The sequence below is a fragment of the Polynucleobacter kasalickyi genome, from assembly GCF_900176405.1.
Classification (GTDB): domain Bacteria; phylum Pseudomonadota; class Gammaproteobacteria; order Burkholderiales; family Burkholderiaceae; genus Polynucleobacter; species Polynucleobacter kasalickyi.
The window spans coordinates 172437-198607 of record NZ_FWXJ01000001.1 but is presented as its reverse complement, the minus strand read 5'-3'; the positions used below and the strand labels follow the sequence as shown (position 1 = coordinate 198607).

The following is a 26171-nucleotide window of genomic DNA, read 5'->3' as shown; positions in this document are numbered from 1 at the left end:
AACCACTATTTTAACCTTTAGCGGTTTCGCTTGTTTAAATCACAAAATAATTGCAAGATAATGATTAAATGATCAAATCCTAAAGATAAAACCCCTTAAAAGTGTTAACATTTATCACGTTTTTCATCATTGTAAAAATTACCAATGGAGTAGTTATGAAATCTTTTATTAAAAAAATTGCCCTAATCACACTCATTGGCTTGAGCTCAATTGCCCAAGCTGACGTGTTTCCAAGTAGGCCAATCACTTTAGTAGTTCCATTTGCAGCAGGTGGTCCGACTGATGTGGCAGCCCGTATGATTGCGATCCCAATGGGTAAATCACTCGGACAAACAGTGATTGTCGAAAACACCGTTGGGGCCGGTGGCACTGTAGCTACCCAACGGGTTGCCAGAGCAAATCCTGATGGTTACACCATTTTCATCCATCACATGGGTATGGCAACAGCTCCTGCACTTTACAGAAAACTTTCATTCGATCCTTTAAAAGATTTTGAATATATTGGTCAAGTGATTGATGTGCCAATGACCATGTTGGCCCGTAAAGATTTCCCAGCAAATAACTTGCAAGAAATGATTGCTTATGTAAAAGCCAACAAAGACAAGGTTTCATTAGCAAATGCTGGTCTTGGTGCGGTTTCACATTTGTGCGGTATGTTATTTCAATCAGCCATTGGTGTTGAATTGAATACGATTCCTTATAAAGGGACCGGTCCTGCGATGAATGATTTAATGGGTGGTCAAGTTGACTTACTCTGTGATCAAACAACTCAAACTGTTCCTTTGGTTAAAGAAGGCCGTGTAAAGATTTATGGCGTAACAACCCTTAAACGCTTGAGCGCATTGCCCAATGTACCAACGATGGACGAACAAGGTCTCAAAGGTTTTGAAGTCAAAGTTTGGCATGGTATTTATGCGCCAAAAGGAACTCCTAAACCGACTGTCGATAAAATCAATGCTGCCCTCAGAGCTGCATTACAAGATCCAGCGGTTAAGCAACGGATGACAGATTTAAGTGTAGAAATCCCTAGTATGGATAAAGTGACGCCACAAGGACTACAAACGCATTTAGAGTCTGAAATCAATAAATGGGGTCCTGTGATCCGTAAAGCAGGTATTTACGCTGATTAACTGGTAATTTATTTAGTAAGGAAAAGGACTGAAAACATTCAGTCCTTTTTTTTGCCCCAAAGTAGTGATTTTGCAGACGATGAGGCGTTCTCCTTAAAGTCGTAACAAACTGTTACGGATAATAGTAGTTCTATACATGTTTAAAAAGGAACAGCAGATGGCAACGATTAATTTTATTGGTGGAGAAAAAGGTGGTGTGGGTAAATCTGTCACCTCTCGTTTGTTAGCGCAATACTATATTGACCATCAAATGGATTTTCAAGGTTTTGATACCGACCGGTCACATCAATCCTTTAAACGCTTTTATGAGGACTTTACCTCAAATGTAGTCGTTGATAGTTTTGAAGGTCTCGACGCCATTGTGCACGCATTAGAAAGTAATCCACATGCGAATTTAATTGTGGACTTGGCTGCTCAAACCTCTGCGCCCTTAGCTCACTGGATTAAAGAAGCTAATTTATTAGAAGTGCTTCTCGAGATGGGTGTTATCGTCAATTTTTGGCACGTGATGGATGACGGCAAAGACTCCGTGGAATTACTAGAGAAATTAACCAAGTCCTATGGTGCTGGGCCTAATTACATTTTGGTACAAAATAAAGGTCGCGGTGCAAATTTCTCAATTCTGCATCAATCAGAATCCTTAAAAAATGCTATTACCTTAGGTGCCTACCTAGTAGAGATTCCCAAACTATACGAGTCTAGTATGCGCAAAATTGATGAAGCAAACATGAGTTTTTGGCGGGCGATGAATCATCAAAATGCCGAGGGTGCACTGAGTCTCATTGATCGTCAACGCGTAAAAATGTGGCTCAAATCCTGTTATGCAGTGCTAGGCGGTTTACCAATTCAAACGGTAAAAACTAACTTAGATTAGGAAACAGGATCTCAGTAAATCCAAAGCGAGTAAAGTCTGTTACTCGCATTGGAAACAAGTAACCGAATAAATGATCGCATTCATGCTGAACAACTCTTGCATGAAAACCTGATGCTTCACGATCAATCAACTGACCATGCTCGTCAAGTCCTTGGTATCGAATCTTGTGATACCTAGGAACTATACCGCGTAGCCCTGGAACCGACAAACACCCTTCCCAGCCTTCTTCAAGCTCAGAAGATAAAGGCGTAATCACTGGATTGATTAAAATCGTTTGCGGGACAGGCTCAGCATCTGGATATCGAGAGCTTTTCTCAAAACCAAATACCACAATCTGCAAATCAATGCCAATTTGGGGAGCAGCTAAACCGGCACCATTGGCTGCCGTCATTGTTTCTTTGAGATCTTGAATAATCGATTGAATCTCAGGAGTTGAAATTTGTGTAATTTCCACAGGACTCGCTTTTTTGAGTAGTCTGGAATCACCCATCTTCAAAATTTCATGAATAGCCATATTGAAAAACACTTTAATAGATTTGACTGAGACAGGTCTAATGCACTAGTTTCAAAGTTTAACCTAAGTGCATTAACCATTCCATATCGAATTAAAGAAAGATGTTCTTCTTCACTGATGCATGAATTCCCCAATTACCATCCACCACTTGGGTAATGCCAAAGTCCACGGCAACAGACATCAATGAGATTGCTTCATCTTCATTCAAGTTCTTGGCCGTCATTAAGAAATGACGCATCTTGTGGTAAGCATCGCGCATAGCCAGATCCAAGGAGGATTTTCCAAAAATCTCTGTTTGGGCCTGCGGTCCTAATTCAGCTAAATAATTCGCGTAGCTAAAGCCATGAACCAGCCACTCATGTGGAGTTTCTAATAAAGGGTAGTTTAAATCAACCAAACTTGGGTTGGTAATCGACTCCTTCTTATGCAAAATAAATTGAAAGGTGCCGGTCAATGAGCATTCAATCGCTGTTCCACAAATTTCTGAGTCGCCCTGTGAAGCATGTGGATCGCCTACAAAAAACTTGGCCCCAGGTACCGCAACTGGATAGTAAATCGTCGCGCCCTTGCCGATACGCCAGTTATCAATATTACCTCCTGTATAGCTAGGTGGAACAGAAGAGGCAATTTCGACTTCTTTAGGTGCTACCCCGATAGTGCCAAAGTGGGGTCTTACTGGAATTCTGACATTCTTCAAAATATCAGTATTTTTAGTGATCGTACTATGATCTACCCTTACACCTGGATAATCGATTGTTGAATGTACCACACCGTAGGGATCAGTTTGAGGTGTCCAACGATAGTTATAAACAGCTCGCGCCCAGGTGTTTTCTGCACTCGCATCAATTTCATAAATGGTAATGACTTCTCGTTGCTTGGGTTCAGTTAATGTATCCCCATAATGAAAACCCCAATTAGCCGCCGCGTTTGAGCCAAATGTTTTGCCACTATAGATCTCATTGGCACAAGGTCTCGGTGCCACATCGATGATTTTAACTTCAAGTACATCACCCGGCATTGCACCAATAATCTCTACAGGCCCCGTACATAAGTGAACACCCAGGCCACCACCGGCACCATTAGGCGCAGACATCTCCCCTACTCCACGCCGATCAATTCCCTTACTTTTTGCATCCCAATGAAAAACCGCTTGCGCATTTAAATCGCCCAATATCATGCGCTCTTCGTCATCGTTTGCATGATGCGTTAGGGTCTCTATGGTAACAAAATCACCCGAATTCACTTTTACAGTAGATGGTGCTACTTGACTGAAATATCCCCATAAAATAGTTTCCTTGGTTGCTGGCACAAAGTGATGCGCACTAGTAGGACTTGTCTTAATTTTATTTACATGAGAGAAATGCGCGTGGACGGCTTTTTTTTCAATGCTCGTGGCGTCAAGTGAGCCGACCAGTTTAGACTTAGCCACCTCAAGTTCTTTTTGAATCTCGGGATCCTTTTGTAAATCAGATCCGTGGTTGCAATGTTCATTGCATTGATGATTGCTCATTAAATCTCCTGAATAAAAAATAAAGTTAGCTCTAACAAATTAATTTGGAATACCTAAAATTAAATCAATTTCGACTAATGCACCAACTGCTAAACCATGTACTCCAACGCAAGTCCGACTCGGTAACTCTTTGGTAAACCATGTCTTGTAGCAATCGTTAAACTCATCATAATCATCAAATGACTCAAGATAAACTCGGACCATTAAGGCATCGTCCAAAGTCAAGCCAAAATGGGCTACGACTGCTTCTAGATTTTTTTTGACTTGAATCGACTGAGGAATGAGGCCACCATCGACCACTTTTCCGGTATTTGGATCTGTAGGCATTTGACCCGTGACAAACAACAGATCACCCCAACGTGTAGCATGGGAGAATGGCCCCACTTGAGGTGGAACACCTGAGCTGGCTTTAAATGAAAAAGATTCTTTCTTTTTTTGCATAGTTGTATTTAATCCGCTGTCATAATATTCAAAAATCTCTGCGTCAATGGATGCTTTGGAGTCGTGAGAATTTCCTCTGCGGGTCCACTTTCAATGATTTTTCCACCACTCAGGAAAATTACTCGATCGGCAATTTCACGAGCAAATTTAAGTTGATGTGTTGAAATAATCATCGTTAACTTATCATCAATCGACAGCTTCCTAATCACTGATAAGACTTCGTGAACTAATTCAGGGTCTAAAGCAGAGGTTGGTTCATCCAACAATAACAAGCTTGGACTTGGCGCTAAGGCCCTTGCAATGGCAACCCTTTGTTGCTGCCCGCCAGACAAGTGTCTAGGTAATGCGTCTGCCTTATCTGCTAAATCTACGCGTTGAAGTAGCTCCATCGCTCTGGCGTAAGATTGCTTCTTTTCCATTCCATAAACCCAACGCAAGGGGCCTGCCACATTTTCAAGAACGGTCAAATGTGCAAATAAATTAAATTGTTGAAACACCATGCCAACCCCGACACGGGATCTTTGCAATGCGATTTCACTTGGATTCATGTGACGACCATCATGTTGCAAGCCCATCCATTGCCCTGCAATGTGGACTGAACCTGCATCTGATTGATCGAGTAGGTTGATACATCTTAATAAGGTGCTCTTACCAGAGCCACTTGGTCCCAATAGGACGACTACTTCACTCTTATTGACCTTCAGATCAAGTTCATTGAGGACAATCGTATCGCCATATTGCTTTACGAGTTTTTCGACATGAACAACTAATTCGGATTCATTGCTATTGTTCAGTGCCTGCGTTTTTTGCGAAACCTTAGGTACGGATACGAAATCTGATGAAAAAGGTACAGGTGCAGTTAAATGAACATTTATTCCTACCTCTTTTCTACCTAAAACAACATTCAACAATGACTTTAGTTGCTTTTGTCTTGCTGTTTTTTTATCTAAATCTAAAAGATACTCAGTGATTAACTGAATAATACTTACCCCGCTGGTAAGTAATAGGTATAACAATCCTGAAGCACAAAAAATTGAGAAAAAATCAAATGTTGAAGAGGCTAATTGTGTACTTCTGAGCGTTAACTCTTGAACGGATACAAAGGAAGCTAGTGATGAATTTTTTAAAGCGCTTACGGTTTCATTTCCAAACGCTGGAATCATCGTACGGATGGCTTGTGGCGCAATAATTCGCCTCATGAGAACCCAAGGTGTCATGCCTAAGGCTTGCCCTGCAACGGTCTGTCCTCGATCCACGCCAAGAATGCCAGATCTTAAAATTTCTGCAATAAATGGCGCTTCATTTGCAGCCAATGCTAAACCGGCTGCGGTCATGGCTGTAAACTTTAACCCAATATGTGGCAATGCGTCGTAAAAAAAGACCATTTGCAAAATTAAGGGTGTACCTCTAAAAATAACTGCGTAGGTTCTTGCAAACCCTGATATCCAGACATTCCTAGAAATCAACATACTCGCTAATATTGCACCTAACAGGAACCCTCCCAACAGTCCCAAACAAGTAACTTGAATAGACATTAAAATTCCGTCCAAGAGGTATTGCATAGTGAGGTAGTGAAGAAAGAGTTCCATATATATGATCCTTTAGGTGGCTAATTATTTGCTAGAAATAATCGTTGGCTCAGGAATTGAGGCTTCATCCAATCCCCATTTTTTGAGCATTTGCTTAACGCTACCTGTCTTAATAGAGTCCTTCAGTGCAGCAAAAATTGCATCTCTGAATTCGGGCTTATTCTTAGGAACACCAATACCTACAAAGTATGGCAAAGTTACAGCCACAGCCTTCTCAAGCTTATCCGGATACGCTTTAACAGCTTGATCAACAGTATTCACGTCATTCACGTAGGTGTCCGCTCTACCAGCCAAGATTGCTTGAATACAGGCAGCATTATTGTCATAGAGTTGCACAACGGGTACTGGCTTACCCTCTTTTTTACAAGCAGCAGCAAGATTCTCGATCAGTGGAACTTCTACATAACCAGTGTTCTCAGCTGCAATTGCGCCACAAAGAGAGGTATTAATACCAGTAATCTTTTTTGGATTGCCTTTAACTACCAAGACACCATCAGATACTTTTGAATAGGTAATAAAGTCAACTGCTTTAGCTCTATCTTCTGTAGCATAAATATCCGAAATCACGATGTCTGCTTGACCACTTTGCAAGGTTGGAATTAATGCTGCGAAAGCGACCGGTTTGTAGCTCACTTTAAATCCTAAGCAAGTACCAAGCTCCTCAACTAAATCGATATCAAAACCAATATATTTATTGGGATCCTTTGGGTCAAGAGATTCATAACCAGGCGTATGTGGGTTGATTGCATCAACAATTGTGATCCCTTTGAACTGAGGATACTTTGCTTGCAAATCCAAACATGCTTTAGTTGGTGCTGCGTAAGATGCTGTTGATGCCAACAATCCTAGTCCTAGTGCTGCAGTGAAGAGCACCTTGATCAATCTACTTGGGCTAGAACAATTTGCTCTTTCCTGTGATTTAAATACGTCGAAAATTGAAAACATAAAATCTCTCCTTGGTGGGTTTAAAAGTTCAATTTACCACTCGAAAAAATTTCACTTTTTTAGCAGCGTACCATTTTGGATTGATCAAGATTTCTTTTGGTGCAGTTCAATTATTTACACTCAACATTAAGCAGTTTTGTTGAACTCTTGCATCATCTTGGGACTAAAAATAATAAATAAAAAAATATTTTTTATTTAAACAATCTGATGTTGATGTTATTGATGTTGATGTTACTAATTCTTTATTATTTTTTTGCATCGATTACTTGTGCAAGACATATCCATCTAAACCCTTTACTGGATTGGCTCTAAGGTTTTCTAATTTTTTCTGAATGCTCGAATCAAGCTGTTAAATAAAAATTTTCAGCAAACTCTATCCACTCATTAGGTAGTTGCTCTACGAAAAATATTTCAATTCATCATCATTTTTTTAACAACAAAAAACTATTCATCTATTTCATTTCAAAGAAAAAAAATTTACGCAAATTTTTCATGGGCAGTGATTGTGAGTTACCGCAGAAAAGCACCGGCTTTAAATGCTACTCATCAATTAGTTTGAATGTTTCACTGAGGAGTGAATAAGCGAATTTCATCGCACATGGAGAGTCTCGCTGAAGTTTTTGATGCACGCTACAAAATCTTTTAATTAATTTGAAGATCAAGATTGTTGGTATGTTTTTGCACCAGCGAGGTGTTAATACATCTGGGTATTTGAGATGAGTAATGATTTTGGATTCGAAGAGTAATACCAACGCATCCAAAATCATCAGATGAAAAAATTTATCGTCATCTTCCTTAGGCACATGATTAAATGATCAATAATGTTACTTAGGATTTTTCTTTAGAAGAAGATTAAAACTGTACGCCTCTTGTCAAAGCACCATCCACTACTAAATTCGTACCGGTAATAAAACTTGCTGCCGGACTTGAGAGAAACACTACTGCATTTGCCATTTCTTGTGGAGTACCCATTCTGCCAGTTGGGTTCAAAGCCAAAGACTCTTTAAAGAGCTGCGGATTTCCCTCTTCGATTTGGTTCCATACACCACCAGGGAAATATGTGTTGCCTGGTGATACTGTGTTTGCACGAATATTTTGACCGGCTAATTGATATGCTAGTCCTTGCGTATAGTGAATCAGTGATGCCTTGAAACTACCATATGGGCCTGCGGCAAAATCAATCTCACGACCTGAAACACTAGAGATTGTTACGATGCTGGCTGCTTTACTTTTTTTCAACCAAGGCATCGCATATTCAATGAAGCGAACACTACCCATCACGTCAATATCAAATCCTTTTTTCCAACTCTCTTCATCTGTACCTATTGAAAGAGCACTTACATTTGAAACCACAAGATCTATGCCCCCTAAATATTCAGCAGAGCTCAACACCCATTTATTTAATTCACTGGCATCGCCGACATCCGCCTGCATGCCAAATATTTTTTGACTGAATCTCGATTGTAGAGACTGCAAGGTCTCATCTATTTCAGATTGATTTCTGGCGCAAAAAGAGACGTTAACCCCTTCCTGAAGGAGTGTTTCGACAATCGCTCGACCGATACCCTTTGTGCCACCGGTTACGAGTGCTGACATGCCTGCTAGTTTTAAATCCATTTGATTTTTCCTTTATAAATGTAAGCTAATTTTTTAAATCGTTAAATATTTTTTTTCAATTCCTGCCCCAACGGTATAGTTCGGGTCAACAAAGTTACCCAAACGAACCTTGCCACACTGACTTAGCATCATGTAAGCATCCCACTTGTCATAACCGTACTCAGCGCTCATCCACAAGATGAGATCACGGTAAGCAATGCGCGTCGCATCCTCTAGTGGGCGTGCACTCCCTATGGCCATAATTAAATGCTCATTTTCTAATCTGGGGGAACTGATCTCCCAGCCCTTGATCAAATCCACATGAATGGTTGTTGTGCTAGAAAACTCCACCGCAGTCCCACAAACTTCTCCATCGCCTTGACATGCATGAGCGTCCCCAATGAAGAGCCTGCCACCTTCTGAACGAACCGGTAAATAAGTAATACTGCCGGGTCCCATATCTGGTAAATCCATATTTCCACCATGACTATCTGGGGTCAATGAATTAATAGAATCAATTTCAGGCGAACAACTGAGGGTTCCAATATGCGGTTTGTAAGGCAGCGTGACGCGCTTACTCCAGTAAACCCCCTTCTCGTCTACATCCACTTTTCTGACTACTTCTGGTAAAGAAGGATGGAGCATCGCAGTTAAAGCAGTGCCACTGAGAGCCCCAAAGTCAGGAATCATGGCACAAGTACCTCGAGGGTTTTCTCCCCTAGGCTTGATTGATTCAATATAAACTGCAATCACATCACCTTTTTGGGCACCTTCAACCATGATCGGTCCATTCTGAGGGTTTACAAATGGCATTTGCAGAACCTTTGAAGGTAAGTCATTTTCCGTCTTCACCTTGCCTTCAAAAGCATCTTTTGTTTCTACGATGACTTTATCACCTGGCTGTATGACCAATACTGGCTCTGAATAAGGGCCGATGGTGTAATGAAATTTACCTTGGGCATCTTCTGTTAAATGATGCGTTTCTTTTGTTTTTCCAGAAGCTACTCCTCTTCTAGACATAATTGAATCAGGCAACCAAGACATGTTCATCCTTTTGAGAAAATTAAGAAATATGCTGAAATGCTACAAATCTTCTCAACCCAAAAAAACTTCCAAACAAAATTTACTTTATTGATACTCAAACGAAAAAGGTGCTTACTTTTATTCACTTGAATCGCCTCTCTCGGTAGACAGTGCTCAAAGAAGTTCATTCAATTTGGGTTTTACAAAAATTTTTAAGATAGAAGATTGCAACTCATATTTCATTATTAGATTTTTTTTGATTTGCCTTCAGTAAGGTCGCACCATGAAGATGAACTAGTGCACCAATTTACCTAAGACAAGGCTCGATAAATAGCTAGGGTGAAGATCCTTTAACGGCTCTTCTATATTTAATCTTGAATCACTACCGGACTAGGTGCTCCTCGGTAACTTACTCATTGGATGTAATGCTCTGTTTAGCAGTTGCCCAATCTCTAGCATCACTTTCGCAAGGCGTCATTTCTTTTCAATCTCATGATTACGCTTAATCACTATTACTACTAAAATTAATTCTAAAGTTTAGTAGTAATAGACTTGCCAAATTGGGGCATAAATTATTGAATTGTAATGATAATTCCTATATAGCGAGGAATGAAAAATTCAATCCTACTGGATAACATGGAAGCATTCAACAAAAAAAGTTGTAATGCTAGGTAGCTTTTACAAAGGATACTATTTATTGAATGAATTATTGTTCGGTTAAATCTCACCTTTTATCGAAATCGTTGGTGTAAAAACTGACGACCCAAAAAACACATTTATCAGCGCTGAAAAAAGGGTTTGGCAATATCCTCACACGATGACAGAAGCTGGCGTGGTAGAAAATTTAGCTCTAGAACATCAACTGCCAGTATTTAAAGGTCGAGTGAACTCAGAAGAGTTCTATGCTATTTTCAAACAGGATTGGCAAACGTGATGATGACCCTGAGACAACTCCGACCACCGTTGAAAAAGAACTTTGCTTGGAAACCAAAAGAGCATTTAATTTCTATTCAAATAAACAATATGCGCGTGCCAAAGACGAGTATTTAGCGATTGCGGCCAAATATCAAGATACAGTCAGCGTTGTTTTATCTGAAAAATGTCACCGACTTGAACTTACTCTTGAGGGTCCAATGGATGCGGAAGATTAAAAATTATCCTATAGTGCTCAATTTTTTAAGTCAATGACTACTAATTAGGTCTAATTACTATTTGTCGACATCAAGCCCCAACATTTATGCTTAGTTCAATGTTGGGGCTTTTTTATGGGTAAATTGTAGATAGAAGTTATCTGGATTACGAGCTACTCAACAAATGACGGTTAGTCATTTTTCTTTTTAGGTACTTTCTCCGTAATCGGAGCGCTTAAAAAATTAAAATCAACGCCTTGATCTGCTTGATTCACTTCATCTAAAAATAGTTTTAGGTAGCCCCTGGTGGCCTTGGGTTCTTGCACTGGATTATTTAAACTCCGCTGCGCAAGCTCTTGATCACTAATTAATAATTCAATGAGACGATTTTTAACGCTTAAACGTATTTGATCGCCGTTTTGCACATGCGCTAAAGGACCGCCAATCGCTGATTCAGGCGTCACATGTAACACGATCGTACCAAAAGCAGTACCGCTCATTCTGCCATCTGAAATACGGACCATATCCTTCACGCCTTGTTTTGCTAATTTTTTTGGAATTGGTAAGTAACCTGCCTCAGGCATGCCTGGGGCACCTTTCGGTCCAATATTTTTTAACACCAGAATATCCTCCGGCTGCACATCTAAATCTGGATCATCAATGCGGTTAGCAAGATCTTGCGCATTTTCAAAAACAACTGCTCGGCCAGTATGTTCCATCAAGCTTGCTTGAGCAGCTGATTGCTTGATGATGGCTCCCCCAGGTGCTAAATTCCCCCTTAAGACTGCAATCCCGCCTTGAGGATAAATGGGCTTATCTAAGGACTTCACAACTTCTTGCGGATAAGTAGGTCCGTAGGCATCAATCACTTGCCCTAGGGTTTGACCTGTCACCGTCAGCACGTCCAAATTCAATAGTGGCTTGAGTGTGCGTAATAACGTCGGCATGCCGCCAGCCGCATCAAAGTCTTCCATGTAATGTTGACCAGATGGTTTTAAGTCAATCAATACCGGGGTGGATTGGCCCATGGCATGAAAGGCGTCCAAGTCAATCGCCACGCCCATGCGTCCGGCAATCGCACTTAAATGCACCAAGCCATTGGTGGACCCACCAGTTGCTAACAAGACTCTTAAGGCGTTTTCGAAGGCTGCTGGGGTCAGAATTTTATCAATCGTTAATCGATCTTTTGCCAACTGCACGGCTTGCTCGCCAGTTTGTTCGGCAATGCGCATCCTCTGCGCCGTAACAGCGGGCGGACTTGCGCCACCAGGTACCGTCATCCCTAAAGCCTCGGCAATACATGCCATGGTACTAGCAGTCCCCATCACGGAACAAGTGCCAACACTAGGGACTAACTGCTCATTAACTTCCACAATTTCCTCTTGGTCAATTTCGCCCGCTCTGAATTTCGCCCAGTATCTTCTACAGTCTGTACAGGCTCCAACCCTTTCACCACGATGAGATCCGGTTAACATCGATCCAGTAATCAGTTGAATAGCGGGGATACCAGCACTCGCAGCCCCCATCAATTGAGCTGGCACCGTCTTATCGCAACCACCAATCAGAACAATCGCGTCCATCGGTTGCGCCTTGATCATCTCCTCTGTTTCCATCGACATGAGATTACGCAAATACATACTCGTAGGATTCGCAAAACTTTCATGGATTGAGATGGTCGGAAAATCCATCGGCAAACCACCCGCCATCAAGACGCCTCGCTTAACAGCTTCAATTAACTGGGGCATATTGCCATGGCAAGGATTATACGAACTGCCTGTATTTGTAATACCAATGACAGGACGATCTAAAGCTTTATCACTAAAACCCGCACCTTTAATAAAAGCCTTTCTTAAAAAAAGAGAGAACTCTTGATCACCATAGGATGTGAGTCCCTTGTTTAATCCTATCGGCCCTATTTGAGATTCATTTTTAGTTAATTTTGTCATCTTACAAAACTTTTTTAGAGTGATTTTTAGTAAACTTGCGTAATTTTATAGGGGGTTAAATCCAACTCAACATAATCGCCAGCAGCTTGTCGTTTAGGTAACTTTGTAAATTCAAATGGAAAGTCTCGATATTGAAACTGACTTAATAAATGCGTAATCAGATTCAGTTGACCACGCTTTTTATCGTTAAAATCGACCACATGCCAAGGTGCCCATTCAGTGTGAGTTCTTTTGAGCATCTCATCTCTAGCCCTTGAATAATCATACCAATGGCTTATTGACATGCCATCAATCGCTGATAGCTTCCAATTTTTACTAGCGTCACGATAACGATCTTCTAAGCGTTTTTTTTGCTCTTCTGGCCCCACTTCTAAATAATATTTAATCAGTACGATGCCCGATTCCACTAAATATTTTTCAAGCACGGGAGTTTGAATTAAGAATTCTTCTGTTTCATGGGGTTTACAAAAACCTAATACTTTCTCCACCCCGGCGCGGTTATACCAACTGCGATCAAACAATACAACCTCCCCTGCAGTAGGCATCAAGGACACATAACGTTGCATATAAATCTGCCCTTTCTCCCGATCATTCGGAGCTGGGAGCGCATAGACCCTAAACGTGCGGTGACTTACTCGATCAGTGATTGCTTTAATGACGCCACCCTTACCTGATGCATCTCGCCCCTCAAATAGAATGCAAACTTTTAAACCTTCAGCAATCACCCAACGTTGTAACTTGACAAGCTCAGCCTGTAAGGATTTCATTTCATTTTCAAAATGACCATTACTCAAGATATTCACCCCATTTTGATTGGGTGAAAAATTAGCTACTTCTGGAATGTCGGGCTTTGCCATAACGGTTCCTTACAGGTTATTTTAAATTACTAAGTCATACGACTATACTTCGCAACTAAACCTTGGTGTCTATCAACGTCTATTTTGCTACTCACCTATCGCTAGGAAACCGTGGCAGCTTTTTGCTAGGATCACTGATTTGATGATTCGCCATATTTAATTCCATGGCTAACAAGGAGTAATAGCCAACAATCCCCGTTAAATCAATCGCACCCTTTTTCCCCCAACGTTTCTCGACGGCCAGATAACTCGCATCGGAGACGCGTTTATTTTGCAACAATTCATAGGCAAAGTTGTAAGCCATCGTCTCATCTTCAGTCATTTTTGTTGGACGTCTACCATCACGAATCGCGTCAATAATTTCTTCACTGATCTTTTCACGCAGTGCAATTGGAGCATGCACAAACCATTCATAGTCTTGGGTGAAATGTCTTGCTGTTAGCAAAATAATCATTTCGCTGAGTTGGTTACCAAGCGCTGAACGATACCGCAAATAAAGTCCCATATTACTAGCATTGGTAAGCATCTCAGGGCTATGCAGTAACACTAAAAAGGGGCCCGTTAAAGGTGCTTTACGACTTTGAAAGAATTCTTCAGCAGCTTTTTTTTGCTCTGCAGTCAAATCACTGGGTTGCACAGGTTCAATCCGAGGCTGAGCAACACAAGATAAACTCAATAACACCAAACTAGTTGCAACTAGGGATTTTTTAATAAAGTATTGCATAGTACTTCCTCAATAAAAAGGCTAATTAAAAGACTGGTTAACGACACGCTCCATTACCGCCGCTTACATTTTGCTTAATGCTTTTTGATAGTATCTTAGATCAACTAAAGGGGTTGGGTCTAGTGGCTTCGCTTTTTCGAATGCGGCACGAATGTCTAACAAATTTTTAAAGCCTGCTTCAGAAAATTTTGCATCTTTATCTAAACCAAAGCCACTCGTTGTCAGCGTTTGATAGGAAGCCTCAACAATATCTTGCGGTTGCTTCATATTTTTTTGCAAAATGCTCATGACTTCAGTTTTATTCATTGGGTCAAGACCAAAACGAACCGCCTTAACCCAAGCAGTAATGTATTTTTCTATCGTTGCCTCATGTCCATTCACCCAAGGTTTTAAAGCAAACATTCCTTGCCCTTGATAAGGACCGACTAAATCAACTAAACGTCCAAGACTATGTAAACCTGCTTTTTTGGCTTCAAAAGAGAAAGGAGGATTCAGCGTCGAGGCACCGCTATCTTGAGGATTTTTCAACATTTCCTCTAGGCGCAGTCCAGTACGACCAACAATTTTTAAACTGAACTCGGTATCTTTCACGCCTGCCAAACTAAGAGCACGAATCGCTTGTAATGCATAGGCAGTATTGGGAGCGTCTACTAAAAGTTTTTTACCGCGCATATCCTGCATCGTTTTAATATTCGGTTGTACGAATAACTCATTCATACTGCTATCACCACCCATCAAAATGACAGAGGGACTGCCCGTTTGAACAACAATGGCGACGGAATTATCTACTGCAGAATGTGCAATCTGAAATTTCCCATTAATTAATCCGTTCCGTAAATCATCCGAATTCATGGTTAAAGTAACGTTAATATCTAAGCCCTGCTCACGAAAAAACCCCTTTTCTTGAGCAACCCAAAGGGCTAAATTTTGAGCCCCAGGGAACACAGTAATGTTGAGAGTTTCATTCGTTTGAGCGTAACCAAGCTGCTGAAAAAGAACAGCGGTAAATAAAGAAATTCCGGCAAAGGTATTTTGTAAAAATGAACGGCGCTGCATGCGATCTCCTGAGTTATATAAGTTGTTTAATGATACATGAGCAAACTTCATTCAAAGATCCTCTGAGTTGTATACTAATAGTATTCTAAGACTAATATTTTTGTAGACAACCACTATGAGACAGACATCAGCAGGAAAAGCATTCAAACAAGCACTTCATTCAGAAACTCCCTTACAAATCATCGGTGCAATTAACGCCAATCATGCTTTATTAGCTCAAAAAGCAGGTTATAAGGCAATTTATCTCTCTGGTGGAGGGGTCTCAGCCGGTTCTTTAGGGTTACCTGATTTAGGTATTTCTCAGTTAGAAGACGTACTCATTGATGCTCGGCGCATTACCGATGTATGCGACTTACCTCTATTAGTTGATATTGATACGGGTTTTGGTTCATCTGCGTTCAATATCGCACGCACGATTCGTTCTCTCGAAAAAGTAGGTGTTGCTGCAGTTCACATGGAAGATCAAGTGGGCGCAAAGCGCTGTGGTCACCGCCCCAATAAAGAAATTGTTTCAACTTTAGAAATGGTCGATCGGATTAAGGCAGCGGTGGATGCTAGAACTGATCCAGATTTTATCGTCATGGCGAGAACCGATGCAATTGCCTCAGAGGGTTTAGATGCCGCCATTGAAAGATCGATGCGCTATGTGGAAGGTGGCGCTGATATGATTTTTGCAGAAGCCGTCACCAACCTTGCAGACTTTGCAAAATTTAAGGCTGCTACTAAAGTACCCGTATTAGCCAATATTACAGAGTTTGGAAAAACGCCAATGTTTACGCTTGAAGAGCTGAGATCAGTTGGCGTCGATATTGCCCTGTACCCTTTGTCCGCATTTAGAGCGATGAATAAGGCGGCCGATAACGTCTATCGTACGATTCGTGCTGAAGGTACGCAACAGCAGTTAATCGCACAGATGCAAACAAGGGAAGAGCTATACGCTAGCATCAATTACCATGCGTTTGAGCAAAAGTTAGACGCGATGTTTAAAAAGGATTAAGTGCATGTTGCCCGAAAAAATTCCAGCCATATTTATGCGCGGAGGAACGAGTAAGGCCCTAATGTTCCATCGCCGAGATTTACCCGAACCATCTGAATGGGATGAATTATTTTTAGCGCTGATGGGTACGCCCGACCCCTATATGAGACAACTGAATGGGATGGGAGGCGGCGTGTCCTCCTTATCAAAAGTTGCCATCCTCGAAAAATCAAAGCATGCCGACGCTGATATCGACTACACCTTTGGTCAAGTCATGATCAATGAAAAGAAAGTGGATTACAGTGGCAACTGTGGCAATATCTCTTCCGCAGTAGGTCCTTTTGCTGTCGCAGAAGGACTCGTTCAGGTTACAGAGGGCGAAAATACTGTTCGTATTTTCAACACCAATACGAAAAAGATTATTCATAGTACTTTTGAAGTGCGCAATGGCAAACCAGTGGTTCAGGGTAGCTTAGAAATTCCTGGTGTAGCTGGGACTGGTGCACCGATTCGATTAGATTTTTTAAATCCTGGTGGTGCAACGACTGGTCAACTATTGCCCACCGGTAATATTACTGATTTGATCGAAGTTTCTAATATTGGCTCGGTTCGGGTAACCATGATTGATGCGGCGAATGCTTGTGTTTTTGTACAAGCCAAAGAGATTGGTTTGCAGGGGGATGAGTTCCCAAATGAGCTGAATCAGCGTCCCGAAATTCTACAAATTTTAGAAGAGATTCGACTTAAAGCATCTGTCAAGATGGGCATTAGTAAAAACTTAACTGAGGCGGCTCAAATCAAAACTGTCCCCTATGTAGGTTTTGTGAGTCCTGCAAAAAATGGTGTCACCATTAGTAACATGCCGATTGATGCGACAAGGATTGACCTAACCGCCAGAGCGATTTCCAATGGACAGCCCCATCTTGCACTGCCATTAACTGTTTCTTTATGCCTTGGAGTGGCCGCCAACATGACAGGTAGTGTCGTTGCTGAGGTTTTACAAAGTCCCTCTCAAGGGCAGGCAGTGCGGATTGGGATGCCCTCTGGAATTCTCACCGTTGGTGCTCAAGTGAGTAAATCTCCTACTGGGTGGGAAGCTCCAAAGGGTAGTTTTTACAGAACAGCGCGGCGTTTATTTGAAGGGTGTGTCTATCCTCATATTGGTCTAGAAAATGAATAACAACACTAAATTAGGATATCTTCGTGCTTATTTCAAGCTGGGATTGCTGATGATTGGCATCTACTGCCTGCCAAGTTTCGCCCTAGATTACCCAACAAAACCCATCAAAATGATTGTGCCGTTTGCACCTGGCGGTGGAAATGATGCGATTGGCAGAGTGATTGCCAAGAATTTAACAGAGCACTTAGGCCAACCAGTGATTGTCGAAAATAAGGCTGGTGCTGGCGGTAGACTTGGGGTCGAAAGTGGCGTCAAGGCGGACGCAGATGGTTATACCGTGTTACTCATTTCTAACAGTTATGCGGCCAATCCAAGTCTATTTAAAATCAATTTTGATCCAATCAAAGACATCACACCTATCGGCTTAATTGCTAAAACGCCTTTATTACTGGCCGTCAGAAAAGATTTGCCTGTAAATAACGTGAGTGAATTAATTCAATATTCAAAAGCCAATCCAGGTAAGCTCTCCTATGCATCCTCTGGACAAGGTGGGATTTCCCATTTATCGACTGAACTCTTTTTAAAGCTTGCTGGTATTGAAATGACCCATATTCCTTATAAAGGAACTGCGCCAGCTATCACGGATATTGTGGGTGGAGTGACCGATATTTTCTTCAGTACTAGTGGCGCTGCTTTGCCTTATCTCCAAGCAAAAAAAATTAAAGTGATCGCTGTTTCTACTAGTAGTCGGAGCGCTACCGAGCCGCAAATACCAACGGTCGCTGAGTCAGGACTACCAGGTTATGGTGTCACTGTTTGGTACGCGCTCATTGGACCTAAAAATCTCCCCGTAGAAATTGAGAAAAAATTAAACGCCGCTTTGAAAGTGGCGGTATTAGATAAAAAAACACTTGAACTTTTTAAGGCGACTGGTGATGTAGCTTCTCCGAGTAGTTCCGAAGAGCTCAAGACCATTATTTCTGATGAAGTGAACTTATGGCGGAAAGTTGTTTCCGATGCAAAAATCAAAGTAGACTTACCCCAATAACATCAATTTAAACTCAATTAAGATCGTAAACAATGCAAACAAAAATTCCTTGTATCATCATGCGCGGCGGCACTTCCCGCGGACCTTTTTTTAACACCAAAGATCTACCAGCAGATACTGCAAAAAGAGATGCCGTACTTTTAGCAGTCATGGGTTCTCCGCATGAGTATCAAGTTGATGGGATTGGTGGCGCAACGCCGTTTACCAGTAAGGTCGCCATGATTAGTAAATCAGAGCGCCCTGGTATCGACGTCGATTATTTATTTGCACAAGTGATTGTGAATGAAAAAATCGTTGACACCAAACCCAATTGTGGCAATATGCTCGGCGCAGTTGGTCCGTTTGCCATCGAGCAGGGCATGATTCCTGCTCAGGATGGCACCACCTCAGTGACCATTTACAACGTCAACACGGGTGCAGTCGTTGACGCAATTGTGCAAACCCCGGGCGGTGTTGTGAACTATGAAGGTGACGCAACAATTGATGGTGTGCCAGGTACAGCAGCACCGATTCTCCTCAACTTTAGAAGTGCCGTCGGATCTGTTACAGGAAAACTATTACCCACAGGTAATGTGGTCGATATGATTGATGGCGTTGCTGTCAGTTGTATTGATGTGGCAATGCCGATGATTCATATTCATGCCAAAGATTTAGGTAAAACGGGGCATGAAACTCCTGCAGAATTAGATGGTGATAAAGCGTTTATGGCCCGCATGGAAGAGATTCGGTTAAAAGCTGGCTTATTAATGGGGCTCGGCGATGTCTCCAAGATGGTGGTGCCAAAAGTAGGTTTACTCTCTTCCCCGGTGCATGGTGGCACTATTACTTCCCGCTATTTTGTCCCCTACTCTTGTCATAAAGCACATGCTGTAACTGGTGCAGTCTGCGTTGCATCGGCTTGTGCCATCCCTGGATCAGTCGCTTCGCAATTATCTGGTGTTTCACATCAAGGTCCGCAGGGAATGATTGATATTGAACATCCCTCAGGAAAAATCACCATTGACCTCGACGCAGACTTTACTGTCCCAGAACCAATTATGCGTAGAGCAGCCCTCGTACGCACTGCAAGATTGGTGATGGAAGGTAAAGTTTGTATTCCCTCTGGAATTCTTTAATTCATTACGACAATGCATACAGAACTCATTACGATCCCAACAGATACCCTGTCTCTAGAAGGCGTCTTTTATACGCCGGATGGCCCCATCAAAAATGCCATTATTTATTTTCATGGCAACACCATGAATTTCTATACTGGTGGGGCTAGATTTTTACCTGCCACATTGACAAAATCAGGTTATGCCTTTTTGGCGTTTAACCGTCGTGGTCATGATGTTTTATCCACGCGGAACAGTCGAATCGCAGAAGGTGGTGCCTTTCAGACGGTGCGTGAATCACTAAGTGATCATGAGTACGCCGCAAAATGGTTAGCCGCAAAGGGGTTTGAAAATCCGATCGTGATGGGTCACAGCTATGGTGGTATGTTGGCAACGCAATTTGTTGCCGATCATCCGCAGACCCCTGCATTAGTTCTCCTGTCTGCTGGCAAAGGTGGTCCTGATCAGGATCAAGTGCCAGGCAGTGAAAAGCTCTTTGCGATGGATCAAGGTCCTGCTTTAAAACAGCGCGCCCAAGAATTAGTGGCGATGGGTAAGCCAAAAGATTTAATGATGATGCCTGGTTGGTGGTATGTGATTTCAGCTGAGAGCTATTTAGACCGCATTAAAAATGTCCCTGATACGATTGCTCTGGCCTCAAAAATACATTGCCCAGTACTGGCAATTCGGGGAGATTTAGAAGATGTTCACAGATATCCAGCAGAAGATTTTGCCAAAGCATGTGCTGGTCATTGTGATGTAGAAATTATTAAAGATTGTGATCATTTTTACAATCAACAAGAAGATGTGGTGGCCAATTTAATCAATCAGTGGCTGCAAAACCAATAGGAATTCACGCTTTTTAACTCTTTGTAAGTTTCTTCAACCTTTGCTGTTAAAACAAATGGGACGTAAACATGATACAAGTAGCCGTTAATAAAAAAGAAGTAAGTGTCTTTTCTAAAAGTAGCAGTCTGTTGAAGTTGGGCTTAGTGACCATTTCTACTTTTTGTTTAGTGAATTGGTGTTCTGCACAATCGAATTCCCAGACTGCCACACCGCGCTACAATCCCAATGCAAAATATGAGTTAAAAATTACGGAGCTACCTTACCGTACGAATGCCAGTGGTAGAGTATTAAAAGCTCGGATTTATGAGCCAATTGGCACTGGTCCATTTCCGACCATGATTGATTTTCATGGTGGAGCTTGGAACAATAAAGACCGTTTAGCGGAACAACCGATGGATCAAGCAATTGCTAAAAGTGGAGTGTTAGTGGTTGCCGTTGATTTAACCTTAGCTGGCGATGCACCCTACCCTGCGAATCTACAAGATGCTAGTTATGCTATTCGCTGGGTCAAACATCATGCCGCGCAATGGCATGGTGATACGACAAAAGTGGGTGTTTACGGTAGTTCTAGTGGTGGGCACGTTGCTCAACTCTTAGCGTTAAGACCGAATGATGCCCGTTATAACGCCATCGTCTTCGAACAAAACCCTAAAATTGACGCGAGTATTGCCTATATTGCGACGCGCTCCCCAATCAGCGATCCCTTTGGCCGTTTTGCGAATGCGACCCGTTTAAAACGTGACCGCATGATCAACAATCATTACACCTACTTCAAGCCCTTTGAATCGATTCATGAGGCGAATCCTCAGGAAATCTTAGAGCGTAAAGAGCCCCATGGTAAGTTACCCCCGATGCTTCTGATGTATGGTGATTTAGACGATAACGTGCTGCCGGTTTTACAAGAAAAGTTTACACAGGCCTATCGCAATGCAGGTGGCTCGATTCAATTAGTTGAATTTAAAGACAGTGAGCACGAATGGGTTGCCCAAGAAAGTGCGCAAACTGATTTAGCGCGCAAAACGGTGAAGACCTTTATTGCTAAGCAATACCAAAAATAAGATTCATCGTTAATACCTATATGGTTTTTTTCGAATATAGGTATATTCGGAATTATTAATCTTTAAATGAAAGAATAAAGTATGCATTTTTCAAAATGGCTAATTGTCTCCTTAACCGCTCTAAATTTTGCTACAGTTACAAACATGGTCGGTGCACAGGAAAAATACCCTAGTCGTCCGATTCGTTTTGTCATCCCATTTCCTGCTGCTGGGGCAACCGATAATATTGCGAGGCCCCTCGCCGCTGAACTCGCTAATAGCGTTGGATGGAATGTGGTCATTGAAAACAAACCTGGGGCAGGCGCAAATATCGGTGCCGACTTTGTGGCAAAGTCCCCGGCAGATGGATATACCTGGTTAATGGCTTCGGTTGGCACCCATGGCATTAACCCGCCCCTTTACAATCAGGGCAACTATCGACTGCCATTTGATCCAGTGGCAGATTTTAAAGCAATCACTTTAGTCGCAGAATTGCCGAATGTTTTGGTAGTTAATCCTGATTTTGCAGAACGCAATAAAATTAATAATGTGAAGGATTTAATTGCGTACGCTAAAGCCAATCCAGGCAAAGTGAATATGGCATCCAGTGGTAGTGGTACTTCCATTCATATGGCTGGCGAACTCTTTAAAAGTATGACGAAGACTTTTATGCTGCATTTACCTTACAAGGGAAGTAGTCCAGCTCTGACGGATCTGATGGCAGGTAATACCGATATTATGTTTGATAATTTACCTTCATCCATCAACTTTATTCGTTCGGGCAAGTTAAAACCCCTCGCCGTTACGAGTGCTAAACGCTCCCCCTTATTTCCAGATCTACCGACCATTGCCGAAGCAGGTGATTTACCTGGATACGAAGCCACCTCTTGGTTTGGTGTAGTCATTCCTGCAAAAACACCAAAAGACGTTGCAGACCGAATTTCTAGTGAAGTGATTAAAGCGGTGAAGAGTCAAAGTGTCAAAGAGAAATTCTTCGCGATGGGCGCAAACCCGGTCGGCAATACCAACGAACAATTTAGCGACTACATTAAAAATGAAATCACTAAATGGACCAAGGTTGTCAAAGATTCTGGTGCTAAAGTCGAATAACTCCTAGATCTCCCAACTAAAACATGAGCTCAATCACAGCTCTTGCAATGTTTTGGTTGGGGTGATGGCATTGGGTTCAGTCAGCAGCTCAATCAAAGCGCCCTGACCATGGGCCAGCGCCTCTTGTAAAGCCGGGAAAAATTCCTCCGTCTTGGTGACTCGGTAACCTGCCATATCAAAGCTTTTTGCTAGTAGGACAAAATCAGGATTCGTTAAAAACGTGCCTGAAATTCGTTGTTTATATTCCCGTTCTTGATGCATGCGGATGGTGCCATACATACCGTTATTCAAGATAATTACAATCGGTTTTGCTTGATACCTCATACCTGTAGCTAGTTCCTGAATATTCATCATCACATCCCCATCACCAGCGATACAAATGACAGTACGATCAGGCATGGCAATTTTAGCGGCAATGGCCGCAGGTAAACCATAGCCCATCGAGCCGTTGGCAGGTGCTAATTGGGTTTTGAAGCCCCCATAAGCATAATATCGATGTAACCAAGTGGTAAAGTTTCCGGCACCATTCGTGAGGATGGCATCCTTCGGTAAAACCTCATTCAGCTTGTTAAATATTTCGGCTAATTGAATATTGCCGATAATCGGTAATGGCACTTGAAAAGCTTCTTGATCAAGACGCGCTTGCCGATACCACTCCTCATTTTTGGGAAGTGTCAAATTGGCCGCTATCAACTGTTTTACAAAATGTGTAGGTGCGCAATTCAGGGCTACGGTCGGTTGATAGACAAAGCCTAACTCATTTGCCCCAGGATGTACGTGGATCATTGCTTGTTTTGGATTAGGCAACGCAAACAAGGTATAGCCGAGTGTGGTGATTTCACCTAGTCGATCACCAATCACTAAAATCAAATCAGACTGTGCCACACGCTGCACTAATTTTGGATTGATGCCAAGGCCTAAAAAGCCAGCATAGGCAGTGCTATGGTTATCGATTAAGTCTTGATATCGAAATGACGTGACGACCGGGATGTTCTGCTGTTCAGCCCACCCTTGCAAATCTGCGCAACTCCTCACATCCCAGGAACTACCGCCAACCACTATCATCGGTTTTTTAGCCTGTTGCAACAATGCTTGCGCCTGTTCAAAAGCATCTAGGTCTACACCAGGCTGAATCCGCTGTGCTTGCTGAGCAACGTGATCTGGGCCAAGGCTCGACAAAATATCCTCAGGTAAGGCTAAGACCACTGGCCCCATCCGTCCCGATTGAGCTAGATGAAAGGCTTTAGATACATACTCATTGATACGCTCTACCCGATCAATACTACCGACCCATTTTGCACATTGGCTATACGTTTGCCGAAAATCCATTTCTTGAAAGGCTTCTCGCTCAATCATCTCCGAACTCACTTGACCCACAAAAACTACCATCGGCGTTGAATCTTGATAAGCAGTATGCACACCGACCATCGCATTAGAAGCGCCTGGTCCACGTGTGACCATTAAGACGCCCACTTTGCCCGTTAATTTTGCATAGGCGTCTGCCATATAAGCCGCCCCACCCTCTTGCCGACAGGTCACGAACTCAATTTGATTCTGCTGGTCATATAAGCCATCCAAAAGTGCTAAAAAACTCTCGCCAGGCACCCCAAAGGCATATTCAACCCCTTGACTGGCTAGTGCATTTGCTAAAATTTTTCCACCATGAATTGCAGGCTTATTTGGCATATTAGTCTCACTCATTTTTTATATTTTTCGTTTAAAGTAATAATAAATTCAATTCTAAAGTTATTTTTAATCAGTATGACCATTTTTCAAAGGGTTCGACATGCGTTGGTTACAGTTTTCAGTCAATAATAAAATTCAAAGCGGCTATTTAGTTGGTGAACAAGTCCATGTGATTCAAGGTGACTTCTTAGATGAATGGCAAGATACCGGCGAAACCTATCCCTTATCTGCGGTCAAAATTGAAATTCCAATTATCCCTAGAACATTTTATGCAGCAGGTTTTAATTACGCAATTCACGTAGCAGAAATTGCTAAGGCCATGGGTGAAAAACCTGTTTTACCTACCAGTGCTGATATTGGTTATCGTGCCAACAATGCCTTAATTGCCCATGATGAAGATGTCATTATTCCAGCTGATGCGACTGAGCAAGTCCAATATGAAGGTGAAATTGTGATGGTCATTGGCAAGAAGGTCAAAAATGTTTCTCCAAGTGAAGCCTTGGACTGTATTTTTGGTTACACCATTGGCAATGATGTCAGTGAGCGTACTTGGCAAAAAACAGATCGTACCTTCTTTCGATGTAAAAATACGGATACCTTTAAACCAATGGGTCCATGGATTGAAACAGACTTTGACATCGATCAAGCGATTACTACTATCCGTGTGAATGGTAAGCAAGAAATTCAATTTGCCACCAAAGATATGATTTTTAGCTTTGCAGATTTCCTCAGCAGAGCAAGCAAGTACATTACCTTCTATCCGGGTGATGTGATGTGGATGGGTACCGAAGGTACCTCACCCAACTTGGTTCACAATGATGTCGTAGAAATCGAAATTAGTGGCCTTGGTGTTTTACGTAATCGCTTCCTTAAAGAAGGTCAATAACTATTCAGGCTTAATGTTCTTTTCCCGAATAACTTTTGCCCAAAGTTCTTTCTCATCGAGCATATTTTGACTGAACTGGCCTGGGGTGTTGGCAACGAGATCGCTACCACCCTTTAAAACCATTGAGCTCACCTCAGGGGTATTCATGATTCTCATCACTTCAGTGCTTAATTTATTTTGAATCTCCTTCGGTAAGTTTGGTGGTGCTAAGAGTCCTAACCAAATATACGCCGCCATGTCTTGCAAGCCCATCTCGCCCATGGTTGGCACGGTCGGTGCAGCATTCGATCTTTTTTCCGAGAAAAGCGCTAAACCTTGCATCTTGCCAATATTTACCATCCCTTGTGAGTTCCCAACACTATCGCAAAACATTTGCGTCTCTCCACCAATCAAGGCGGCTTGTGCCGGGGCAGCCCCTTTATAGGGTACATGCACAATGCTAGTTCCGGCCGCACTATTAAACAGCTCACAAGCAAGATGGCCGCCACTCCCGATACCAACACTTGAATAATTTAATTTATTAGGATTATTTTTGGCATATTGGATAAATTCAGGTAAAGACTTCAATCCCAAATTAGGATTAACCAGTAAATACATTGGATACTTGAGAACCATCGAAATCGGCGAAAAGTCTTTCACTGAATCGTAGGGAATGGGTTGTCGTAATAAAGGACTAATGACGTGCGCGCTGTTGGAGGTAAACAATAAAGTATAGCCATCCGCGGGAGCATTCATCACAGCTAAAGTGCCAGGTAAGCCGGTACCGCCTGCTTTATTCTCAACTAAAACAGGTTGCTTAAAGGAATCTGACATTTTTGCAGCAATCAGTCTGGCATAGTTATCCGTTGGTCCGCCTGGTGGAAAAGGCACAATCACTTTAATCGGACGATTTGGGTAACTCGTTTGGGCAAAGCCCTTAGGGATCAGTACCAAGAGCAAGCCGATAATGAGCCAATAAATAATATTTTTAAGCCATTCATTCAATTGCATGTTGTCTCCTTTTTTCTGCATCCTAATCGAAAAAGTCATG

The 26171-nt window shown here is 42.1% G+C and carries 24 protein-coding genes; 11 read left to right on the top strand and 13 right to left on the bottom strand.

Going from position 1 to position 26171, the window contains the following annotated elements; genetic code table 11:
• The first annotated feature begins 155 nt into the window (after positions 1-155).
• Complete coding sequence (locus B8983_RS00935) at positions 156-1130, top strand: tripartite tricarboxylate transporter substrate binding protein BugD (protein ID WP_084281983.1); 975 nt, start codon at positions 156-158, stop codon at positions 1128-1130.
• Between the two features lie 157 nt (positions 1131-1287).
• A complete protein-coding gene (locus B8983_RS00930; RefSeq protein WP_084281982.1) occupies positions 1288-2004 on the top strand; it encodes a P-loop NTPase family protein in 717 nt (238 codons plus the stop codon).
• On the opposite strand, the gene def is transcribed toward B8983_RS00930, so the two are convergent.
• The 7 genes from def to B8983_RS00895 form a co-directional block, all read right to left on the bottom strand.
• On the bottom strand, positions 1991-2518 hold the full coding sequence (gene def, locus B8983_RS00925) for a peptide deformylase (RefSeq protein ID WP_084281981.1): 528 nt from the start codon (positions 2516-2518) through the stop codon (positions 1991-1993). The two genes, B8983_RS00930 and def, sit on opposite strands and share 14 nt — an antisense overlap.
• A 91-nt stretch (positions 2519-2609) precedes the next feature.
• Positions 2610-4028: an acetamidase/formamidase family protein gene (locus B8983_RS00920; RefSeq protein ID WP_084281980.1), complete on the bottom strand. Its 1419-nt coding sequence runs from the start codon at positions 4026-4028 to the stop codon at positions 2610-2612.
• A 39-nt stretch (positions 4029-4067) separates the two neighbouring features.
• Entirely contained in the window at positions 4068-4469 is a 402-nt protein-coding gene (locus B8983_RS00915) for a RidA family protein (protein ID WP_084281979.1), read from the bottom strand.
• Positions 4470-4477: 8 nt separating this feature from the next.
• Complete coding sequence (locus B8983_RS00910) at positions 4478-6004, bottom strand: amino acid ABC transporter permease/ATP-binding protein (protein ID WP_234986835.1); 1527 nt, start codon at positions 6002-6004, stop codon at positions 4478-4480.
• 78 nt (positions 6005-6082) lie between these two features.
• A complete protein-coding gene (locus tag B8983_RS00905; protein ID WP_084281977.1) occupies positions 6083-7003 on the bottom strand; it encodes an ABC transporter substrate-binding protein in 921 nt (306 codons plus the stop codon).
• Positions 7004-7855: 852 nt separating this feature from the next.
• A complete protein-coding gene (locus tag B8983_RS00900; protein WP_084281976.1) occupies positions 7856-8620 on the bottom strand; it encodes an SDR family NAD(P)-dependent oxidoreductase in 765 nt (254 codons plus the stop codon).
• Positions 8621-8653: 33 nt separating this feature from the next.
• Positions 8654-9643 (bottom strand): acetamidase/formamidase family protein, encoded by a 990-nt coding sequence (locus B8983_RS00895; RefSeq protein WP_084281975.1) that lies wholly within the window; start codon positions 9641-9643, stop codon positions 8654-8656.
• A gap of 881 nt (positions 9644-10524) precedes the next feature.
• Here B8983_RS00895 and B8983_RS00890 point away from each other — a divergent pair.
• The gene (locus B8983_RS00890) at positions 10525-10773 is read left to right on the top strand and encodes a hypothetical protein (protein ID WP_084281974.1); all 249 of its coding nucleotides are present in this window, start codon (positions 10525-10527) and stop codon (positions 10771-10773) included.
• A gap of 170 nt (positions 10774-10943) precedes the next feature.
• Here B8983_RS00890 and B8983_RS00885 read toward each other — a convergent pair whose 3' ends face one another.
• The 4 genes from B8983_RS00885 to B8983_RS00870 all read right to left on the bottom strand — a co-directional run bounded on the left by B8983_RS00885 (position 10944) and on the right by B8983_RS00870 (position 15386).
• Entirely contained in the window at positions 10944-12698 is a 1755-nt protein-coding gene (locus tag B8983_RS00885; protein ID WP_084281973.1) for an IlvD/Edd family dehydratase, read from the bottom strand.
• A 26-nt stretch (positions 12699-12724) separates the two neighbouring features.
• Positions 12725-13555: a polyphosphate kinase 2 gene (ppk2, locus tag B8983_RS00880; protein ID WP_084281972.1), complete on the bottom strand. Its 831-nt coding sequence runs from the start codon at positions 13553-13555 to the stop codon at positions 12725-12727.
• A 91-nt stretch (positions 13556-13646) separates the two neighbouring features.
• Positions 13647-14279, bottom strand: a complete 633-nt coding sequence (locus tag B8983_RS00875; protein ID WP_143736054.1) for a carboxymuconolactone decarboxylase family protein — start codon at positions 14277-14279, stop codon at positions 13647-13649.
• 63 nt (positions 14280-14342) lie between these two features.
• The gene (locus tag B8983_RS00870) at positions 14343-15386 is read right to left on the bottom strand and encodes an ABC transporter substrate-binding protein (protein WP_084281971.1); all 1044 of its coding nucleotides are present in this window, start codon (positions 15384-15386) and stop codon (positions 14343-14345) included.
• 64 nt (positions 15387-15450) lie between these two features.
• Here B8983_RS00870 and prpB point away from each other — a divergent pair, with 64 nt between their 5' ends.
• The 7 genes from prpB to B8983_RS00835 all read left to right on the top strand — a co-directional run bounded on the left by prpB (position 15451) and on the right by B8983_RS00835 (position 22569).
• A complete protein-coding gene (prpB, locus tag B8983_RS00865) occupies positions 15451-16332 on the top strand; it encodes a methylisocitrate lyase (RefSeq protein WP_084281970.1) in 882 nt (293 codons plus the stop codon).
• A gap of 4 nt (positions 16333-16336) precedes the next feature.
• Entirely contained in the window at positions 16337-17491 is a 1155-nt protein-coding gene (locus B8983_RS00860; RefSeq protein ID WP_084281969.1) for a 2-methylaconitate cis-trans isomerase PrpF family protein, read from the top strand.
• The gene (locus B8983_RS00855) at positions 17484-18479 is read left to right on the top strand and encodes a Bug family tripartite tricarboxylate transporter substrate binding protein (protein WP_084281968.1); all 996 of its coding nucleotides are present in this window, start codon (positions 17484-17486) and stop codon (positions 18477-18479) included. The genes B8983_RS00860 and B8983_RS00855 overlap by 8 nt, the downstream gene beginning before the upstream one ends.
• A gap of 32 nt (positions 18480-18511) precedes the next feature.
• Positions 18512-19594, top strand: a complete 1083-nt coding sequence (locus B8983_RS00850; RefSeq protein WP_084281967.1) for a 4-oxalomesaconate tautomerase — start codon at positions 18512-18514, stop codon at positions 19592-19594.
• Between the two features lie 12 nt (positions 19595-19606).
• The gene (locus B8983_RS00845) at positions 19607-20422 is read left to right on the top strand and encodes an alpha/beta hydrolase (RefSeq protein WP_084281966.1); all 816 of its coding nucleotides are present in this window, start codon (positions 19607-19609) and stop codon (positions 20420-20422) included.
• Positions 20423-20490: 68 nt separating this feature from the next.
• Positions 20491-21480: an alpha/beta hydrolase gene (locus B8983_RS00840; RefSeq protein ID WP_084281965.1), complete on the top strand. Its 990-nt coding sequence runs from the start codon at positions 20491-20493 to the stop codon at positions 21478-21480.
• 81 nt (positions 21481-21561) lie between these two features.
• A complete protein-coding gene (locus B8983_RS00835) occupies positions 21562-22569 on the top strand; it encodes a Bug family tripartite tricarboxylate transporter substrate binding protein (protein WP_084281964.1) in 1008 nt (335 codons plus the stop codon).
• A gap of 33 nt (positions 22570-22602) precedes the next feature.
• Here the strand turns inward: B8983_RS00835 and B8983_RS00830 are convergent, their stop codons facing one another.
• Entirely contained in the window at positions 22603-24255 is a 1653-nt protein-coding gene (locus B8983_RS00830; protein ID WP_143736053.1) for a thiamine pyrophosphate-binding protein, read from the bottom strand.
• Positions 24256-24355: 100 nt separating this feature from the next.
• On the opposite strand from B8983_RS00830, the gene B8983_RS00825 reads away from it, so the two are divergent.
• Positions 24356-25141 (top strand): fumarylacetoacetate hydrolase family protein, encoded by a 786-nt coding sequence (locus B8983_RS00825; protein ID WP_084281962.1) that lies wholly within the window; start codon positions 24356-24358, stop codon positions 25139-25141.
• Here the strand turns inward: B8983_RS00825 and B8983_RS00820 are convergent, their stop codons facing one another.
• The gene (locus tag B8983_RS00820) at positions 25142-26131 is read right to left on the bottom strand and encodes a Bug family tripartite tricarboxylate transporter substrate binding protein (protein WP_159460777.1); all 990 of its coding nucleotides are present in this window, start codon (positions 26129-26131) and stop codon (positions 25142-25144) included.
• Between the last annotated feature and the right edge of the window lie 40 nt (positions 26132-26171).

Excerpts from the sequence above, each read along its gene's own strand:
- B8983_RS00890 (WP_084281974.1), top strand. The coding sequence starts at position 10,525 with ATGCTATTTTCAAACAGGATTGGCAAACGTGATGATGACCCTGAGACA.
- B8983_RS00855 (WP_084281968.1), top strand. The coding sequence starts at position 17,484 with ATGAATAACAACACTAAATTAGGATATCTTCGTGCTTATTTCAAGCTG.
- B8983_RS00905 (WP_084281977.1), bottom strand. The coding sequence starts at position 7,003 with ATGTTTTCAATTTTCGACGTATTTAAATCACAGGAAAGAGCAAATTGT.
- B8983_RS00825 (WP_084281962.1), top strand. The coding sequence starts at position 24,356 with ATGCGTTGGTTACAGTTTTCAGTCAATAATAAAATTCAAAGCGGCTAT.
- B8983_RS00850 (WP_084281967.1), top strand. The coding sequence starts at position 18,512 with ATGCAAACAAAAATTCCTTGTATCATCATGCGCGGCGGCACTTCCCGC.
- B8983_RS00885 (WP_084281973.1), bottom strand. The coding sequence starts at position 12,698 with ATGACAAAATTAACTAAAAATGAATCTCAAATAGGGCCGATAGGATTA.
- B8983_RS00900 (WP_084281976.1), bottom strand. The coding sequence starts at position 8,620 with ATGGATTTAAAACTAGCAGGCATGTCAGCACTCGTAACCGGTGGCACA.
- B8983_RS00930 (WP_084281982.1), top strand. The coding sequence starts at position 1,288 with ATGGCAACGATTAATTTTATTGGTGGAGAAAAAGGTGGTGTGGGTAAA.
- def (WP_084281981.1), bottom strand. The coding sequence starts at position 2,518 with ATGGCTATTCATGAAATTTTGAAGATGGGTGATTCCAGACTACTCAAA.
- B8983_RS00875 (WP_143736054.1), bottom strand. The coding sequence starts at position 14,279 with ATGCAATACTTTATTAAAAAATCCCTAGTTGCAACTAGTTTGGTGTTA.
- B8983_RS00835 (WP_084281964.1), top strand. The coding sequence starts at position 21,562 with ATGCATTTTTCAAAATGGCTAATTGTCTCCTTAACCGCTCTAAATTTT.
- B8983_RS00840 (WP_084281965.1), top strand. The coding sequence starts at position 20,491 with ATGATACAAGTAGCCGTTAATAAAAAAGAAGTAAGTGTCTTTTCTAAA.
- B8983_RS00860 (WP_084281969.1), top strand. The coding sequence starts at position 16,337 with ATGTTGCCCGAAAAAATTCCAGCCATATTTATGCGCGGAGGAACGAGT.
- ppk2 (WP_084281972.1), bottom strand. The coding sequence starts at position 13,555 with ATGGCAAAGCCCGACATTCCAGAAGTAGCTAATTTTTCACCCAATCAA.
- B8983_RS00830 (WP_143736053.1), bottom strand. The coding sequence starts at position 24,255 with ATGCCAAATAAGCCTGCAATTCATGGTGGAAAAATTTTAGCAAATGCA.
- B8983_RS00895 (WP_084281975.1), bottom strand. The coding sequence starts at position 9,643 with ATGTCTTGGTTGCCTGATTCAATTATGTCTAGAAGAGGAGTAGCTTCT.
- B8983_RS00935 (WP_084281983.1), top strand. The coding sequence starts at position 156 with ATGAAATCTTTTATTAAAAAAATTGCCCTAATCACACTCATTGGCTTG.
- B8983_RS00820 (WP_159460777.1), bottom strand. The coding sequence starts at position 26,131 with ATGCAATTGAATGAATGGCTTAAAAATATTATTTATTGGCTCATTATC.
- B8983_RS00870 (WP_084281971.1), bottom strand. The coding sequence starts at position 15,386 with ATGAAGTTTGCTCATGTATCATTAAACAACTTATATAACTCAGGAGAT.
- B8983_RS00910 (WP_234986835.1), bottom strand. The coding sequence starts at position 6,004 with ATGTCTATTCAAGTTACTTGTTTGGGACTGTTGGGAGGGTTCCTGTTA.
- prpB (WP_084281970.1), top strand. The coding sequence starts at position 15,451 with ATGAGACAGACATCAGCAGGAAAAGCATTCAAACAAGCACTTCATTCA.
- B8983_RS00915 (WP_084281979.1), bottom strand. The coding sequence starts at position 4,469 with ATGCAAAAAAAGAAAGAATCTTTTTCATTTAAAGCCAGCTCAGGTGTT.
- B8983_RS00845 (WP_084281966.1), top strand. The coding sequence starts at position 19,607 with ATGCATACAGAACTCATTACGATCCCAACAGATACCCTGTCTCTAGAA.
- B8983_RS00920 (WP_084281980.1), bottom strand. The coding sequence starts at position 4,028 with ATGAGCAATCATCAATGCAATGAACATTGCAACCACGGATCTGATTTA.